This is a genomic window from Nocardia spongicola, assembly GCF_047200775.1.
Classification (GTDB): Bacteria; Actinomycetota; Actinomycetes; order Mycobacteriales; family Mycobacteriaceae; genus Nocardia.
The window spans coordinates 505,452-521,489 of the sequence record NZ_JBJZOO010000002.1 but is presented as its reverse complement, the minus strand read 5'-3'; the positions used below and the strand labels follow the sequence as shown (position 1 = coordinate 521,489).

The 16,038-nt window shown below is 65.6% G+C and carries 15 protein-coding genes; 9 read left to right on the top strand and 6 right to left on the bottom strand.

The window, feature by feature from the left end; genetic code table 11:
• Nucleotides 1-354 precede the first annotated feature (354 nt).
• Together sepH and ACL02S_RS07415 are read left to right on the top strand one after the other, a co-directional pair.
• Nucleotides 355-1,374: a septation protein SepH gene (sepH, locus tag ACL02S_RS07420; protein ID WP_412801545.1), complete on the top strand. Its 1,020-nt coding sequence runs from the start codon at nucleotides 355-357 to the stop codon at nucleotides 1,372-1,374.
• A 96-nt stretch (nucleotides 1,375-1,470) separates the two neighbouring features.
• Nucleotides 1,471-2,202, top strand: coding sequence for a DUF6928 family protein (locus ACL02S_RS07415; protein ID WP_412801544.1), 732 nt, complete (start codon nucleotides 1,471-1,473; stop codon nucleotides 2,200-2,202).
• Nucleotides 2,203-2,229: 27 nt separating this feature from the next.
• On the opposite strand, the gene ACL02S_RS07410 is transcribed toward ACL02S_RS07415, so the two are convergent.
• Both ACL02S_RS07410 and ACL02S_RS07405 read right to left on the bottom strand, forming a co-directional pair.
• Nucleotides 2,230-2,526 (bottom strand): DUF2537 domain-containing protein, encoded by a 297-nt coding sequence (locus ACL02S_RS07410; RefSeq protein ID WP_412801543.1) that lies wholly within the window; start codon nucleotides 2,524-2,526, stop codon nucleotides 2,230-2,232.
• Complete coding sequence (locus tag ACL02S_RS07405; protein ID WP_412801542.1) at nucleotides 2,523-3,326, bottom strand: TrmH family RNA methyltransferase; 804 nt, start codon at nucleotides 3,324-3,326, stop codon at nucleotides 2,523-2,525. Before ACL02S_RS07405 ends, ACL02S_RS07410 begins: the two co-directional genes overlap by 4 nt.
• Before the next feature lie 101 nt (nucleotides 3,327-3,427).
• Between ACL02S_RS07405 and ACL02S_RS07400 the strand changes: the two genes are divergently transcribed.
• The 3 genes from ACL02S_RS07400 (at nucleotide 3,428) to ACL02S_RS07390 (ending at nucleotide 5,421) form a co-directional block, all read left to right on the top strand.
• The gene (locus ACL02S_RS07400) at nucleotides 3,428-4,630 is read left to right on the top strand and encodes a GNAT family N-acetyltransferase (RefSeq protein ID WP_412801541.1); all 1,203 of its coding nucleotides are present in this window, start codon (nucleotides 3,428-3,430) and stop codon (nucleotides 4,628-4,630) included.
• A 102-nt stretch (nucleotides 4,631-4,732) separates the two neighbouring features.
• On the top strand, nucleotides 4,733-5,125 hold the full coding sequence (locus ACL02S_RS07395; protein ID WP_412801645.1) for a YccF domain-containing protein: 393 nt from the start codon (nucleotides 4,733-4,735) through the stop codon (nucleotides 5,123-5,125).
• Between the two features lie 56 nt (nucleotides 5,126-5,181).
• Nucleotides 5,182-5,421 carry a DUF2530 domain-containing protein gene (locus ACL02S_RS07390; protein WP_412801540.1) on the top strand — a complete coding sequence of 80 codons (240 nt, stop codon included), beginning with the start codon at nucleotides 5,182-5,184 and terminating at the stop codon, nucleotides 5,419-5,421.
• 16 nt (nucleotides 5,422-5,437) lie between these two features.
• On the opposite strand, the gene ACL02S_RS07385 is transcribed toward ACL02S_RS07390, so the two are convergent.
• Nucleotides 5,438-7,486 carry a neutral/alkaline ceramidase gene (locus tag ACL02S_RS07385; protein ID WP_412801539.1) on the bottom strand — a complete coding sequence of 683 codons (2,049 nt, stop codon included), beginning with the start codon at nucleotides 7,484-7,486 and terminating at the stop codon, nucleotides 5,438-5,440.
• A gap of 112 nt (nucleotides 7,487-7,598) precedes the next feature.
• On the opposite strand from ACL02S_RS07385, the gene ACL02S_RS07380 reads away from it, so the two are divergent.
• Nucleotides 7,599-8,228 (top strand): TetR/AcrR family transcriptional regulator, encoded by a 630-nt coding sequence (locus tag ACL02S_RS07380; RefSeq protein WP_412801538.1) that lies wholly within the window; start codon nucleotides 7,599-7,601, stop codon nucleotides 8,226-8,228.
• Between the two features lie 8 nt (nucleotides 8,229-8,236).
• Here the strand turns inward: ACL02S_RS07380 and ACL02S_RS07375 are convergent, their stop codons facing one another.
• Together ACL02S_RS07375 and ACL02S_RS07370 are read right to left on the bottom strand one after the other, a co-directional pair.
• Nucleotides 8,237-11,053, bottom strand: coding sequence for a sacsin N-terminal ATP-binding-like domain-containing protein (locus tag ACL02S_RS07375; protein WP_412801537.1), 2,817 nt, complete (start codon nucleotides 11,051-11,053; stop codon nucleotides 8,237-8,239).
• 44 nt (nucleotides 11,054-11,097) lie between these two features.
• A complete protein-coding gene (locus ACL02S_RS07370; RefSeq protein ID WP_412801536.1) occupies nucleotides 11,098-12,153 on the bottom strand; it encodes a DUF3027 domain-containing protein in 1,056 nt (351 codons plus the stop codon).
• A gap of 17 nt (nucleotides 12,154-12,170) precedes the next feature.
• On the opposite strand from ACL02S_RS07370, the gene ACL02S_RS07365 reads away from it, so the two are divergent.
• The 3 genes from ACL02S_RS07365 to ACL02S_RS07355 all read left to right on the top strand — a co-directional run bounded on the left by ACL02S_RS07365 (nucleotide 12,171) and on the right by ACL02S_RS07355 (nucleotide 15,540).
• Nucleotides 12,171-12,974 carry a glutaminyl-peptide cyclotransferase gene (locus ACL02S_RS07365; RefSeq protein ID WP_412801535.1) on the top strand — a complete coding sequence of 268 codons (804 nt, stop codon included), beginning with the start codon at nucleotides 12,171-12,173 and terminating at the stop codon, nucleotides 12,972-12,974.
• 236 nt (nucleotides 12,975-13,210) lie between these two features.
• A complete protein-coding gene (locus ACL02S_RS07360; RefSeq protein ID WP_412801644.1) occupies nucleotides 13,211-14,947 on the top strand; it encodes an MFS transporter in 1,737 nt (578 codons plus the stop codon).
• Nucleotides 14,944-15,540 carry a DUF2771 domain-containing protein gene (locus ACL02S_RS07355; protein ID WP_412801534.1) on the top strand — a complete coding sequence of 199 codons (597 nt, stop codon included), beginning with the start codon at nucleotides 14,944-14,946 and terminating at the stop codon, nucleotides 15,538-15,540. Before ACL02S_RS07360 ends, ACL02S_RS07355 begins: the two co-directional genes overlap by 4 nt.
• A gap of 57 nt (nucleotides 15,541-15,597) precedes the next feature.
• On the opposite strand, the gene ACL02S_RS07350 is transcribed toward ACL02S_RS07355, so the two are convergent.
• Nucleotides 15,598-16,017, bottom strand: coding sequence for a cold-shock protein (locus tag ACL02S_RS07350; protein ID WP_412801643.1), 420 nt, complete (start codon nucleotides 16,015-16,017; stop codon nucleotides 15,598-15,600).
• Between the last annotated feature and the right edge of the window lie 21 nt (nucleotides 16,018-16,038).

The window sequence follows — 16,038 nt, the reverse complement described above, 5'->3', positions numbered from 1 at the left end:
TATCTCCAGTGTCATTCGGAGTCATATCACCGATTGCACTGCACCCGCTCAGCACATCGCGCCGACTGCCACACGGCCACCGGCTCGATGGATCTCACCGAGACCCCGCTCCCATGCGATCTCACGTACCGAACGCTCGAAATCAATTACCCGATATGTCGTATCTGCCCGATGCTCAAGAGAATACAATCGCCTCGGACAAGTAGAGGGTGAACATCTCTGGGCAGACCAGGATCCCGCAATCTCGTGTGCGCGTTACCGCAGATAGTGCCCCACCGCCACACGAGCCTCGAATGTGCACTACTCTTTTGGAAAGTAGCCGGTGTCGCGAGTCGACGCGATAAGGAGGTAGCGGTGCGTGAACTTCGAGTGATCGGTGTAACGCCCGACTCCGCGCATATCGTGTGCGTCGATACCGAATCCGGCCAGAAGTTCCGGCTTCCCGCCGACGACAAACTACGTGCCGCCGCGCGCGGGGACCTTGCCCGATTCGGCCAGATCGAGATCGAAATGGAGGCGACTATGCGTCCCCGCGATATCCAGGCCCGTATTCGTGCCGGAGCCTCCGTTGAGCAGGTCACCGAAGAATCCGGTATGCAGGCAAGCCGGGTCGAACGGTTCGCCTATCCAGTGCTTTTGGAGCGTGCGAGGGCAGCCGAGCTCGCTCAGAAGGCGCACCCAGCCCGTTCCGACGGCCCCGCGACCGAAACTCTGATCGCTGTGGTGACCGCCGCTTTCACCGCGCGGGGACACAACATCGAAGGCGCCGAATGGGATGCGTGGAAAGACGAGAAAGGATATTGGGTCGCCCAATTGCGGTGGCGGAACGGACGCTCCGAGATCGCCGCGCACTGGCGTTATCAGCCGGACGCGCACGGCGGCTCGGTCTCGCCATTGGATGACCCGGCCTCCGACCTGATCGATCCGGATTTCGGTCGCGCTTTGCGCGGGCTGGCGACCATCGTGCCGGTCGAGCCGGAACAGGCCGCACCGCCAACGGAGCAGGCGCCCCCGCCCCGCCCCGCGTCGGCAGGCCCGCCCGCGCGCACCTCGGCCAAACACGACCAGCCCACCCTGGACGACTACTACGAACAACGTGCCGCCGCGGCCGGTGGCAATGGCACCGCGCTCGTACCGAACCCCGGCGCATCGGGCACCGCCGCCGGCAATGCCATGCCTGTCGGCAACGTGACGACGACAACCGCCTCAGGACCTACCGCAGATACCGATCCACTCGAGCCCCCCACTGTGGACGAGCCGGCGAAGCAGGCGGCCAAGGCCGCCCCGGCCAAGCCGAACCGTGGCAAGCGCGGCAAGGCCACGATGCCGTCCTGGGAGGACGTACTGCTCGGAGTGCGCAGCTCGGGTCACTGAGTTCACCCAAGCCACCGCAGCAGTGCGGCTCAACGTCACTGTGCGTTGCTCGAAGTTCGCGGGTTCGATTCGTGCGGCTATGGGGAGGTACCGGAAATGCTGTCCAAGGCTTGGTCGCTCTGGTACATCGATGCACCCGACCCGGCAACGGTCCTGCGTATGAACCACGACCCGGACCCAGAAGCCGCACTGGCACTGGCCGAGCAGTTGCACGACGACCTCGAGATACTGCCCGGCTCGGTCGGCACACTCGCCAGTTGCGCTGGACCTGCCACCGACGAACTCCGCATCGGCTGTTTTCCCGGCGTGACCGTGCTGTGCACCCCCCAGGCCGCGCGCATCCATCCGACCGAACTCCCCGAGCTACTGGTACGCCCACTGGCTTCCGAACACACGTATCTGGTGTCGTTCGATACAACGCACGGCTGGGGTGCCTTCGCGCACTGGGAACGTGGCGAATTCCGCAGATCGTTCAGCTCTACCCGGGTGAATATCCTGGAGGACGAAGGACTTCCGCTGGTATGGGAACGACCGTACTGGGCCGGAGAACATCCGGTTCGCTGGCAGCCAGGCGAATTACCCGATCCGGATACGCTGCCGTTCGATCCGCCGGAGTTCGCCGAGGCCGCCGGTAAAGAATGGCTCGGCTTCCGCTATCGCGCACTCGCCACGGACGATGCGCTCACGCCAGACGATATTCCCGTCTGCGGCTTCACACTCCACCCAAGGGGCACAAGCCCGACCGAGCACGAGGCGCCCACGGCACGGCGCAGGCGCGGACTGTTCGGCCTATTGCGTGGATCCGGCCTGCGTCCATGGGCGCCGTAGGCGATCGACGCTTGGAGCAGGGCGCCGCTAACCGATGAGCAGCCCGCCGAGCAGCCCGGTCCACCCGAGCAACACGCCGACCGCGATACCTGCGAGCACCCACCGAACGACCGGGGTGCAGCGCCACCGCCACGCGGTCGGCGCGGCACCGCCCACCGCGACCAGATTCACCGCCACCGCGAGCAACGGCTGCACTTCGGCCAGGGCGGCGCCGAAGGAGTACACCGCGACTGCCGAAAGCAGTGCCACGATGGTCGTCACGGTGAGACCGGCGCCCCACGGTGTCGGATCCCGATAGGCCGGGTCCGGCCGACGACCGGTCACGCGATCCGCACCCGTTCGTAGAAGGCCATCGCCGCCGCGGTCGCGACATTGAGTGAATCGGTGCCCGGTGTCATGGGGATGCGCGCACGGACATCGGCTGCCCGCATGGCCGCCTCGGTCAATCCCGGTCCCTCGGCCCCGAGCAGTAATGCCACCCGCTGCCCCCGCATCGCCGTCGCGAGACTCGTCCCGGACGGGTTCGGAGTGAGCGCGATGACCTGGAAGCCCTTGTTTCGCACTATCTCCAGGCCGGCAGGCCAGTCGGGTACCGCCGCGAAAGGAACCCGCAGCACATGCCCCATCGAAACCCGCACGGAACGACGGTAGAGCGGATCGGCGCAATGGTCGCCGAACAGAATCGCGTCTGCCCCGAGTCCGGCGGCATTGCGGAACATAGCACCGAGATTTTCGTGATCGTTGACACCTTCGAGTACCGCGATGGTCCGCGCTTTCTCGGTCACTTCCTCGATACCGAGCGCAGCGGGGCGATGAGCCACGGCGAGCACACCGCGATTGAGATGAAATCCGACCACCTCGGCCATCACCTCGGCCGTGACGCGGTAATACGGGATGTCGACGGCAACCAGATCATCGGCGAGTTCCGCGCGTCTACGCTCCACCCCGAGCAGGGCGACCGGCGCAAATCTCGAATCGAGCATTCGCTGCACCACGACGACACCCTCAGCGATCACCAGCCCCTTGCGACCGGGCAGATCCGGTCTGCGGTCGGCTGACGCGAGATGACGGAAGTCGTCGACCCGAGGGTCAGCAGGGTCGTCGATATCGATCACTTCGGCCACCCCCCTATCCTGCCGTGCGGCGGGGATCGGGACCGAACCGGTGCGCACGACCGCGCGGAAAAGCAGTACAACCGCGGGTGCGAACGTGAGATGGTCGAGACATGCCCCTTCCGGGAATCACAATTCGCCCCGCGGACGAAGACGACAACGCCGCGATCAAAACATTAGTGGAGACCTCCTTCGGCAGCCGTTACGATCCGATGGAACGGGATCGGACTCTGTCACTGTTCCCTCTGGAGGATTCGATCGTCGCGGTCGAGAACGGACAGATCGTCGGACATGTCCAGTCGACCACGATGACGGTGACCGTACCCGGCGAACGAACCGTTCCGGTATGCGGCATCACGGGTGTCTGCGTAGCGCCGACACACCGGCGGCGCGGCATTCTGCGCGCCATGTACACCGAACAACATCGGCGTGTCGAGGCGGCAGGACTGCCGCTGACCATGTTCACCGTCAGTGAAGGCGGCATCTATGGCCGATTCGGCTACGGTCCGGCGACCTGGGAGAACGCCGTCGGCATCGATCGCAAGCTCGCAGAATTCCGATCCTCGGCGCCGGATCCCGGTGGGGTCACACTATGCGCGCCGAGCGATATACGCGCCGCGGCGGAAGCAATCTATGATCGCTGGCGCAGGCTGACTCCCGGTGCGCAGACACGCCCCGCGGCAAGCTGGGACATCCTGTTCGACGCCCCACAGCGCTCTCGCGGCCATGACAGCGACCTGTTCGCTATGCGCCACGCGGACGGATACGTCCTGTATCGGTTCCACTCCGAAGGCTGGACGAAGACGATCGATATCGTCGAACTACGCACAGTCACCACAACGGCACACGCGGCACTGTGGCGGACCCTGCTCGGCCTCGACCTGGTCCAGCAGGTACGGGGCACGCTCACCGACCACGATCCGCTGCTCTATCTGCTGTCGGACTCCCGGCTGGTGCGCACCACGGCGCGCTACGACGTACTGTGGCTGCGCCTCATGGACATTCCCGCCGCGTTGATGGCGCGCACGTACATGAACGACCTGGATGTGGTGGTCGATGTCACCGACCCCTTCCGGAACGCGGGCGGAAGGTTCGCACTGCGCGTGCGGGACGGCAAGGCGACCTGCGAACCCACTGGCCGCGCCGCCGATCTCGAGTGCGGTATCGATGTCTTGGGCAGCATGTACCTCGGTGCGCATTCCGCGCGTGTATTCGCCGCGGCGAACCGTTTGCGGGCCAAGGATTCCGCACGACTGCACGCACTCGACGCCGCCTTCCGCGTGGAGCGGGACGCGGCGCTCGGTTGGTTCTTCTGACCACCTATTACTTCTGACTGCGCAGGCCGCGATACCCACTATCGGAAAGGAACAAATGCCCTGAATGCGACCCGAGGCTGGCATGCTGGTGTCATGAAGCCGATTCAGCTGGTTCTCAACATCGTGTGGTTGCTCTTCGCCGGACTCTGGATGGCGCTCGGCTACATCGTCGCGGGGATCATCTGCTTCCTGTTGATCGTCACAATTCCCTTCGGGATCGCGTCCTTCCGAATCGCGATCTACGTGCTGTGGCCGTTCGGGCGGACGACAGTGGAGAAACCCGGTGCCGGCGCGGGGTCGTTGATCGGCAACATCATCTGGTTCATTGTGGCCGGATGGTGGTTGGCGCTCGGCCATCTGCTCACCAGCATTCCGCTGTTCCTCTCGATCATCGGTATCCCGTTCGGCTGGGCGAATCTGAAGTTCATACCTCTTTCGCTGTTTCCGCTCGGCCGCGAGATCGTGGACAGCGACCAGCCGTTCGGCAGGCGATAGACCGTGCCGGGCTGCCTGGTTCCACCAGCCGAGTCCGCGCAGTTAGGCTTGGGGCTGTGACGCAGAATGTCCCGCGACTTCCGCCACGCCTGACCGATCCGCGCCCGGTACTCGCGGTCGGCAATGCGTTGTGGTTGATCGCCACGATCGTGGTGTGGGCAGGCGGCGAGCGCTGGGCGTCGGCTCGCCCGGTCTGCCTGATGGGGCTGGTGGTCGGCGTACTCGCACTCGCGATCTATCTGATCCAGCGCCGCAGCGCGCGCCGCGGGGACAAGGGCGCGCAAGCGGGCTTGTAGCCGAGCCGGACCGCGCTCAGCCCACCTCGAATTCATCGGTGGTCCCGGTGAATGCGACCAGCGAGCCGTCGGGACCGAGGCGGGTCGCGTAATGCTGGAAGCGATAGCGACCCGGTGCGGCATCGGCAGGGATGTCCCAGGTGAATCGAGCCACCGACTCGGCAGCGCCGCGCTTGCTCCAGTAGTACTTCACCGCCCACTCGCCTTCGTTGGCCACCCGCACCCATGTACCAGCGGCATTCCTGCGCTGCACGGCCAAGAACGTACCGTTGCGGCGGGTATCGTGCTTCGGGTGCGCCGAGACGAATTCGGCCGCTACGTGTCCGCCACGGTGGTAGAGCGGGGCAGGCTGTACCAGCACATCGCCGAAGCTACGGCCGGCGGCAGCCATATCAGGGCCCGCGCCCGGCTGAAAATTCGGCTGTAGCTGAGACACATCGCGCGGGGCCGGGCCACGCGGCACCTGTTGCGCGGCGGCGAACGCGGTGGCCAAACGGGTGAATTCTTGTTGATAGGCGCACAGCGTATAGCGGCCGAACAGCGTCGAAGCGCCTTCGTACTGCTGCGAGTCGTACTCCTCCGGTGTGGTCGCATATCCGTGATAGGCGTTCGCGTATCCCTGTACGAGCACCTGCTCCAATGGAACGTCAAGCGCTGCGGCGACAGCCCGGCGGATACGTAGTCCCGCGGTGATGGTGAATTCACCTCCCGCGGCGGCCAAGTAGAGCTCTCCGATACGCACCAGCTGGATCGGCAGCACATTCGGTACCCATGGCACCGGAGGCAGCAACCCGAGCGGCGCCGCGATCGCTTTGGGTGCCTGGGCGTCGGCCAACCAGGCCGGGGCGGGCTGGTCGGGGTTACCGAGAGACTCGAGGAAAGGGTTGCGTACCCCCTCCGGCACTCCGGGTATTCCGGGGCCGTCCTCGACGCTGCCCGCGAAGAGGGAAACGCCCACGGCAGCAGGAGCGGTATGCCGTGGTTGGCCATCCGGGGTGAAACGACCGGCTACGGCGATATCGGCCAAGTCGATATAACAGAGCATCGCATCGACCGGACCCCCGATCGACTGCGCGTGCGCCACCGCTTCTTTGGATGCCAGGTATTGGCGCTCACCGATGATGCGGGTGTTGTCGAAATCGTCCTCGGTGGGGCCGGAACCCGGCCGCAGATCCAGGTTCGGGGACATATCCCCCGCGTTGGTCTGCGCGAAGGCGGCGAGGAATGTCGGCTTACCGTCCAGGTAGCGCACGCCGTGTTCGAGGTGCTCATAGGAGAATGAGGCGTAACCCTTGTTGTCCCCACTGATCAGATGGTTGGTGTTGGTCATAGAGGTGCAGTGGGTGGCGAACCATGTGATAACCCCTACCGCCACGCCGTTCTTACGCAAGGTGAGCGCGGTAACCGCCGGATCGATGGCATCGGGGAAGTGTTCTCTGTCGGCAGACGGATTGAGCTCCCAAGCCACCCTGGAACGATTCACGCTCGCATCGTGCAGCTCACTACGACCGAGTGTGAGCGAGCCGGGACCGAGATCGTTGTGCGCGGCCTCGATCGCCTCGACGATCCCGTTCACCTCGGCGTCGTACACCTGCTGCTGAAACCCGAGGATGGACAAGTTGTAGGCGTAGTCGTTACTGGATCCACCGCAGGTCGCATGCGAATGTGTCGAGGTGAGCAGTACGTTCTGTTCGGTATACAAATCGCCGAAGCGGCGGGCCAGTTCGAGCAGCACACCACGGTGCACGGATTGGAAGATCATGCCATTGTCGGCGACCACGAAAACAATACGGCGCCCGCCACTGCCGATGATGAATGCCCTGGCCCTCGGCCGCAGGTGGATACCAGCGGTCTGCTGCTCGACCTGGGAATAGCCCATCATTCCGCATTCCGCGGCAGGCCCGGTGATATCGGAGAGCCCGATGCCGATTTCGTATCCGCCGGAATCCGGCGTAGCGACCGCCGCGGCGCCGAGCACATCGCTCATCCCTGGCATCGTCGCGGCCGCGAGCGTAGCGGAACCGATCGCGGTCCGGGACAGAACAGTTCTGCGCGACAGCGACATGCTCATCGTCCTTTCGTCGGATGTAGCGAACCACACAACTGGTCACTCGTCCAGTGAAGATGTTTCCGAGTGGGCAATTGACTGCACGCGCCACGAGCGCTTAACTCCATGAGTGTCCTCCCGACTGAGCGTCGAAGAACGACGGGCCCACCTTATCGAGGCCGCGATCGGCCTTGCCGAAAAAAAGGGTGTAGCGGGCGTGACCACGCGCGATGTCGCCCAGGCCGCAGGCGTCTCACTCGGTGTGGTGCATTACTGCTTCGAAAACAAAGACGCGCTGATGACCGAGTTGGTCAAAGCATTGTCGACGGAGTTACGTGACGCCATCGATGCGAACGAAGCAGTGTGGCAAAGCGTCGGAAGCGGAAAGGAAGCCCTTCGGAAATTGGTCCGTGGCGGCCTGGAACTCCTGTGGCTCAATATAGAAGAAGCTCCTGAACGGCAGCTACTCACTTATGAAACCACTACATACGCACTGCGTGCAGGCGGAAAGACGCCCGCCAAACTCGCGATAGCACGCGAGCAGTACGAGTTCAACGACTCCACCGTCGCCGATATGCTGAAACACGCACGTGACGCTACCGGTACCCAATGGGCGGTCCCGGTAGCGACACTGAGCCGGTTCACCCTCAATCTCATCGACGGCATCGTATTGCGGTGGTTGGTGGACAACGACAGCGATAGTGTGCGTAAGCAACTGGATCTGTTGAGCGAGATTCTCACCGGGTACGCGGAGTACTGAGTCGCCGCTCAGCCGCGCACCTGTGGCGCACGGAGGTGCACCGTGGCGCCGTCCTGCCACCAGGGCACCTCGACCGTAGTCTCGATAGCGCCGCTCAACCGCACCAGTAGATCCCTGTGCACAACCAGTTCGGTCTCGGGTGCGAGCTGAGGAGATATCAGACGCAGCACGATACCGAGCGGCTCGGCCGCCCAGGTGGTGCGGCGGCCGGGGCCGATCACCTCGGCAGTGACCGCCTCGGAGATCAGCGGCACATCGAGCAAATCCGCAAGAGCCGAGGCGGTTTCGATATCCCCCGCTACCAACCGGTCCGGTGGTACCGCCAAACCGAAGCACGGCTGATCGAGAACGAACGCATCTCCCGCGACGACCACCGCCCCGGAGAGCGCACGCACTCGATCGGGCAGCTCCAGCTCGGCGAGATCGAGCAGGCCTGCGGCGACCGCGGCGCCCAATCGCGCATGCGTGCCCGACACTACCTCCGGCACCGGAACTTTCGCTGGATCGGCCAGTGCTTCCAGTAATGCGGCAGCCAGCTCATGAGTGATCGATCCGGCCTGGGCGAGGACAGCGCGGAAGGCATCCGGATCGACACCCGCGACAGCGAACGCGGGCAGCAACCCGGCGAACGCGGTGCTACCCGGATGCCGGAACAAGCCGAGCGGAGTGCCATCGATCCGCGCGTATCTGCGCAACCACCATGCGGTGTACCCGTCGGCATCGGCAAGCAGCCGACGCAGGCGCGGTGTTACGGCCAAGTGCCGCAACGCTTCCGGCCACGCGGCATCATCGACCAAGTCCAGATCACGGACCGCGGCCAGCTCCGGCGGATCGTCCGGCAGTGTCGCCCACCAGTCTTCCTCATCGTGCAGATCGTGGTCAGGACCGGTTGGATCGGCCTCGACGAGCACACCGAAATCCCAGCCGACTCCGACCGCGCGCAGCGGATCCGCTCCATAACGGTCGACCAGGTCCTTATCGACCGTCCCGAATGGGGCATCGGGCACGAGTAGATCACGCAGTGGGGCACCGGGCAGCAGTAACTGATCAGCGGGCAATACCCCGCCTTCGGCATCGGGCAATTCGAGCAACCCGAGCCAGGAAGGCAATGCGGCCGGATCGGCGTACGCGGCAAGCCGCAGCACAGCCTCGGCGGTATCCGGATCGCCTGGGTGGTCCTCCAGGTCGGCGTGCAACCCTGGGTCGCCGAGGAGGTCCTCGACGGTAGCCGACCGCGCACCGAGCCGAGCCAGCAGTGGGTGCGCGGCATCCGGATGCACGAGCCGTGCCCAGTGCACCGGGATCGGGATATCCAGCTGATCGTCGAGCACTACCGTCCGTGGCCCGGTGACGAGCCTGCCATCGGCCAGCGGCACCGCCAGCGCCCCTAGTTCCTCTGCCGCAAGCGGATCAAGTACAAACGGCTCCAATGCCGTATAGAATTCCCGCCACCAGGTCGGCGGGCGCTGCAGACCCACCGACAATTCCGCGAGACGCGCCAACCCAAGCCGGTGCACATCCAGCACACCCATCGCCTCGGCCTGTGTCCGACCGGAAAGATCCGGAATCACCAACGGACCTGCCACCTCATCGAACAGGCAGGCCATCTCCTCGGTCAGACCGGTGAAGACGGACGCGTGGACGGGAATCGCGGTGCCTGGTGGCCGGGCTGGAGGTGTGGTGATCGACGTGTCGTCGAGGCAGGCATCCAGCTCGGCGGAGTCGAAACCGTCCGACCGCACACTCTGCGCAGCGGCAACGACCGGAAGCCAGGAATGGGTTTGCAGTTCGCGCACCAACGCTTCACGCAATAGCGCATCGGCCACACTACGCGCGAACCCAGGGGCAGGGACCAGCACAAGGCGCTCACGGGGCGGAAGCGCGCGAGCGAAATCCGCATAGCCATCGGCCAGCTCGTTCAGCCTGGCACCAGGTAACAGTCTGCGGCGATCCGGTTGCATGGGGATATCGGCGATGAGCAGCGCGGGCAAGGACAGCGTCTCATCGGATCTGGTCGGTGCGCGTAGTACATCCGCGGCAGCGGCCACCGGCCTGCCATCCCGCACCGGTAGCAGCCAACGCGCCCGCCGCGCGCGGTACTGCCACCAGGTCCGTCGTTCGGCACCTGGACCGTCGACAGATACCGCACTCAGGCCGCCGCCCAAGTCCTCGGCGCCGCTGAGGAATTCTTCGGTGCCGATCCGGATGCGCCGTAAGGCCGGAAGTTCCAGAAGTAGGTCGACAGCTTCGGCACGCATCGCGGCCAGCAGCGCGGCGGCATCTATCTCGGCACCCAACCGCAGCACGATCTCGGTATCGAGGTCAGCGGCGGGCCGAGCCGGGCTCGGCCAAGCCAATCGCAGTACTGGAGGGGCGAATTCACCTACCTCGACGTGCGGAACCCTGATCGCACCCGCGTCGAGTGCCTGCCTGGTCAGAGTGCGGGAAAAGCGCAGCGATCCGGTGGTCGAACGCACCTCGATGTCGTCACTCACCGCGAGTACCGCGGTGAACCCGACCCCGAAACGGCCCACCGTGCCGGTACCGGGCTGTTCCGGCATGCCTGGCTTCTCCGACGCGCGCAGCGCGGTGAGCGCGTGCACCCCGGACCGGTCCAATGGTGCGCCGGTATTACCTATTCGCAGCTCACGGCCTTCCAGCTGGACCGAAAGGAGCCCATCGATCCCTGCTCCTGCCGCGGCGTCGGCCGCGTTCTGCGCCAATTCGGTCAGTAACCGGTCGCGGTAGCCCGCGCGCACCAGGTCGCTCTCGGTGGCGGCATCCTCGCGTAGCCGCGTCGGCGAATCACGCCATGCGGTGAGCACCGCCGCACGCAGCGCCGAAGTGCCGAAGGGGTCGGCAGCCTCGGTCAGCTCCGCGGCGATGAGGTCGTCTCACTCTCCGTAGCGGTTTCAGTAACCTCGGCACCCTCAGCCGCTGCGGGGAAAACGGATCGGCCGCGCATGCGCTCGGTGGCCTCTTCTACCTGGTCCGTACCCGCCGGCACCATGCTCGGCTCGTCTGTACCTGCGGTGACCGCGCAGTCGGTGACATCCTCGTCCGCCGGATCGGACACCGTCTCCGTGCGGTCCGCGGCCTCGGCCGGATCGGTGCTCTCGACAGCCGCGACACCGGTATCAGGACCGTCCCCGGTGCGCGGGGCCTGCTCGGCCGCCCGGCCGTCCAGAGCGATCACTTCGATGGCCGCGTCGTCATACGCCTCGTACAGCGGAGAACCGCTACCACTGGGGAGCACGGTGTCGGAGTGCGCGCCACACCCATAGGCGATGTGGACGACATGTCCATCGGCGCCCATGGCATTACCGCACACGCCGAACGCGGCGCGCAGCGACCCTGCCAGCGGCAGATAGAAACCGCAGCGCCCACAGGTGGACGGCGCGGCCTTGGCCATATCGGAATCGGGGCCCCATTCGGTATACCAGCGTTGAGCGGCCTCTTCGCGCCCCTCTCTGCTCATCACCTTGGTGCGACCGAGGCCGACCTCGTAGGCAACCTCGTCGACCACCGGATCACCGGTCGCGATATAGCCTGGCACCAGGCGCGCGTCATCGACGGCCGGGGCCAGCAGGTCTCCCGGCGCGAGGTCTCCCGGTCGAATCCGCTGCTCCCATGGCACGAAGTCGGGTGCGGTCAGGGCATCGGGCCCCGGCAGCAGCGCGGACTCGCTGACCGTCGCGTGCTCCGCTCCCGGTGCTGCGGCCAGTACGACCGCCCACTGCCACCCGCGATAGCCGGGCAGTGTGGCCTCGAACCGGTGCGTCGCCGCGTTCTCGTCCTCGGCGATCACACCGAGGTACGCGCCAACGGCATCCGGCTCCAACTCCAGGAGCGCACGGCGGGCCAGATCGACAGAATCAGCCAGAATCGGCCGCACGCTGGACTCCGATACAGAAACTGCGCTCACAATCTACATTTTGCCGTATGGAACGCAATCGGCGTTCGTGGGCCGTCGGTGTCCTGGCAGGTCTGCTCTTCATGAGCGGATGCGCAGGCACCGAGGACGCGATACCACGGATGAGCATCGAGGTAATCGACACCAGACCGCATGATCCGATGGCATTCACACAAGGGCTGGAAGTCGAGGGCGACATCCTTTACGAAGGCACCGGACTGCCCGGCGCCTCCAGCGTGCGCGCGTCGCGGCTCACGACCGGAGTGGAGCTGGCGCGGGCGGACCTGCCCGCCCCGTACTTCGGCGAGGGCATCACACTCACCGGCGCCACCAGCACCGAAGTTCCACATACCGAAGCCATCCTGTGGCAACTCACCTGGCAGGACGGTGTCGCGATCAGCAGAGATCCGGTCACTCTGGCCGAACGCGGCAGGGTGCGCTACGACGGAGAGGGATGGGGATTATGCGCCCAGGCCGGGCGCCTGGTGATGAGCGATGGCACCGATCGACTCACCTTCCGTGATCCCGTCACCTTCGCTCCGAACGGCTCGGTACGACTGACCAGCAGGAACAGCTCACGTTTGAACGAGCTGGAGTGCGCGGCGGACGGCTCGGTCTACGCCAACGTCTGGCCCACCGACACCATCCTGCGCATCGACCCGGACTCCGGCCGGATCCTGGCGACCATCGATGCCGCAGGGCTACTTCCCGCGACCGTACGCGCCACCACCGATACGCTCAATGGCATCGCCCAACTGCCAGGCACCGATCGTTTCCTGATCACGGGTAAGAACTGGCCGACTATGTTCGAAGTCCGCTTCACCTCCTCGTGAGCGAACCAGAGCACCGCGGCAGCGGCCTTACCCCGACATCCAGGAGCGCGAGTGAACGCCCCTCGCGGAAGTACGCCAGAATTAGGGGCGTGCCTACTTCCCGCGAACCTTCCGGTCCCGACCGTGATCGGTGGGAAGGCGAGGAGCTCCCGCCACTCGAACGGCACCCTGGTTTCGACCGGTACCCACCGCCCAACACACCACGCGGTCATAATCCACTGCCTCCACTGCCCCCGCTGCCCCCGCTGCGCTCGAAAACACCGCGCCGCACCGGGCGCTCCGGCCGGTCGGAATCACCGATGCCCAGCCCCGGCCACGACACATCGCCACCCCCTGAGCACCCGTCCCGGCGGCTCTTACCGCATCGCGCGAAACCACCACGGCACACCGATCCACCGGAACAGCCGGAAACCACGGTCCAGGAATCGGCCGATCCGGCCGAAACCCCGACTCTGCCCGGTACCCAACGCATCCCCCGCAAAATCACTGTGACCCGCGTCGCCGCTATGCGGAGCAGGGAACTCACCGAGAAGGGCATCGCGACTTTCCAGCGCGCGGCGAAAGCGGACGGCGCGGACAAATCGGGGCTCACCGCGCTCACCTACGCGACCATGGCGAACTTCGCCCTCGACGCGGCCATCGCGGTATCACTGGCGAATACGCTGTTCTTCGCCAGTGCCACCGCGGAGAGCAAAACGAAAGTCGCCCTGTACCTGCTGATCACAATCGCACCGTTCGCGGTGATCGCCCCGCTGATCGGCCCGATGCTCGATCGCCTGCAGCGCGGACGCCGTTTGGCGCTGGCCACCTCGTTCGCCGTGCGTGCGATCGTCGCGGTCGCGTTGATCATAGAGTTCGATACCTGGGCGCTCTATCCGCTCGCGCTGTGCATGATGATCGGCAGTAAATCTTTCTCCGTGCTCAAAAGCGCGGTAACACCGCGGGTACTGCCGCCAGATATCGACTTGGTCCGCACCAACTCCCGGCTCACGGTTTTCGGCCTCGTCGGCGGCACCATCGGCGCCGGAGCGCTGGCGGGGCTGATCGCCGCGATCGCGGGCTCTGGTGGCGCACTGGTTCTCGCGACCACGATCGCCGGTATCGGCACGTATCTGAGCCTGCGCATCCCGTCCTGGGTCGAAGTCACCGAAGGTGAGGTGCCCGCGACGCTGAGCTATCACGGCGCCGACGCGCACACCGAGGTGCTGTCATCCGATAAGGAATCCGCGGTGCCGCCGCGCAAGCGCAGGCAACCGCTCGGCCGCGCTGTGGTAACCGGGCTATGGGGCAATGGCGCCATTCGCGTACTGACCGGGTTTCTCACCTTCTATATCGCGTTCGTCGCCAAAGCGACCGAACATCGGCCGATGCAACAAGCGGCCATGCTCGGCGCGGTGGGGGTAGCCGCGGCGATCGGTAACTTCGCGGGTAACGCAACGGGCGCCAGGCTCACCCTCGGCAGACCCGCGCTGATCGTGCTCGGCTGTACCGCGACATGCGCATTGACCGCGCTGTTCGCGACGTTCGCTGACAATCTGCTCGGCGCCGCTGTCGCCGCTGCGGTCGCGGCCGCCATGAGCGCGTTGGCCAAGGTGTCGTTGGACGCCGCGATCCAAGACGACCTACCACCGGAATCCATCGCCTCCGGCTTCGGACGTTCGGAGACAGTACTGCAGCTGAGCTGGGTCATCGGCGGCGCGGCAGGCGTCCTACTTCCGACCGAGTACTGGAAAGGCTTCGCGGTGATCACCGCGGTGCTCGTACTCGGATCGATACAGACTCTGCTTACTTTCCGCGGCCACTCACTGCTGCCCGGCCTCGGCGGCAACCGCCCGCAGCATGCGGAACAGGAAGTTCCGACGTCCCGGTCACACGGAGATCCCAGGCACCAACCGCATGCACATGCCCCGGCGCCGCGACACACCGGCGACACCGCACACATCCAGCACGGACAAGGAGACCCCATCTGGTGAGTAGGCTCAACGTACGCACGATTGTGGCGCTGATCGCGGCCGCTACGCTCACGCTCACCGCCGCCTTCGCCGGCGTGCTCACGGTGTTGATCCGCAACGCCGACGAACCCGACGTCACGCTCACCGCCTACGCGGATGGCGAAGCGGTCACGGTCCGTCCGTTCGGTTACTGCGCGGTGACCATGCAGGACTGCAGTATCTTGCCCGAACAGGCCGCGGAGGGCACCGTGTTCGCGGCGCTCAGTTGCGCCCCAGCCACCCCGGACTGCCATCGCGGCCGCACCGTCCAGCTCGAGGTCCCGGCCGGGCTCCCGCTGCAGCTGTCGCTGCCCAGCCGGATAGCGGACGCGCCTTGGCTCGCTCAGCTGATCTACGCCCAGCCCGGCGGCGGCCGAGTCGAGCGAGTGATCAACCGTAACGACTACTCCGACCGTGTCCTCGCTGTCACCATCGACTCGGAACCAGAGCCTGGGCTGCGTCTGCTCGGCGTCGAACTCCAGCTGCCGATCCTCGCCCGCGACGAAATGGGAAACGAGTTCTACGTCCCGCACGCCGCGTGGTCGATCGACACCACGCCGAACGGCACCGAATAGCCCCTGCCCTGCCGGGTGCGGCCCCGTGTCAGGAGAGGCCCGTACCCGGCGAGCCGGCTACCTGTCGAGTTCGCGGGCCACCGCGCGGACGACCTCCGAAATGCGCTGCGCGGTCTTGCGATCCGGATACTTCCCCTTGCGCAAGTCCGGCTGCACCTTCGCCTCCAGCAGCGTGATCATGTCTTCGACCATGCCGTGCAACTCGTCCGGGGTGTGCTTGCGCGCCTGCGGCTCTTTACGCGCGGCGCGGTCCTGGCCCTGCCGGACCGAGGGCGGTGCTTCCAAAAGCTTGAGGCTCAAGGCCTGAGGGCCGCGGCGACCGGCTGCCATGCCGAACTCGACGCGCTGCCCCGGCTTGAGACCCTCGACGCCCTGCGGCAGCGCGGACGAGCGAACGTAGACGTCCTCACCCTCGTCCTGGGAAAGGAAGCCGAAGCCCTTTTCGACGTCGTACCACTTCACCCTGCCGGTCGGCACTGCGCTCACCCGTTCGTCATC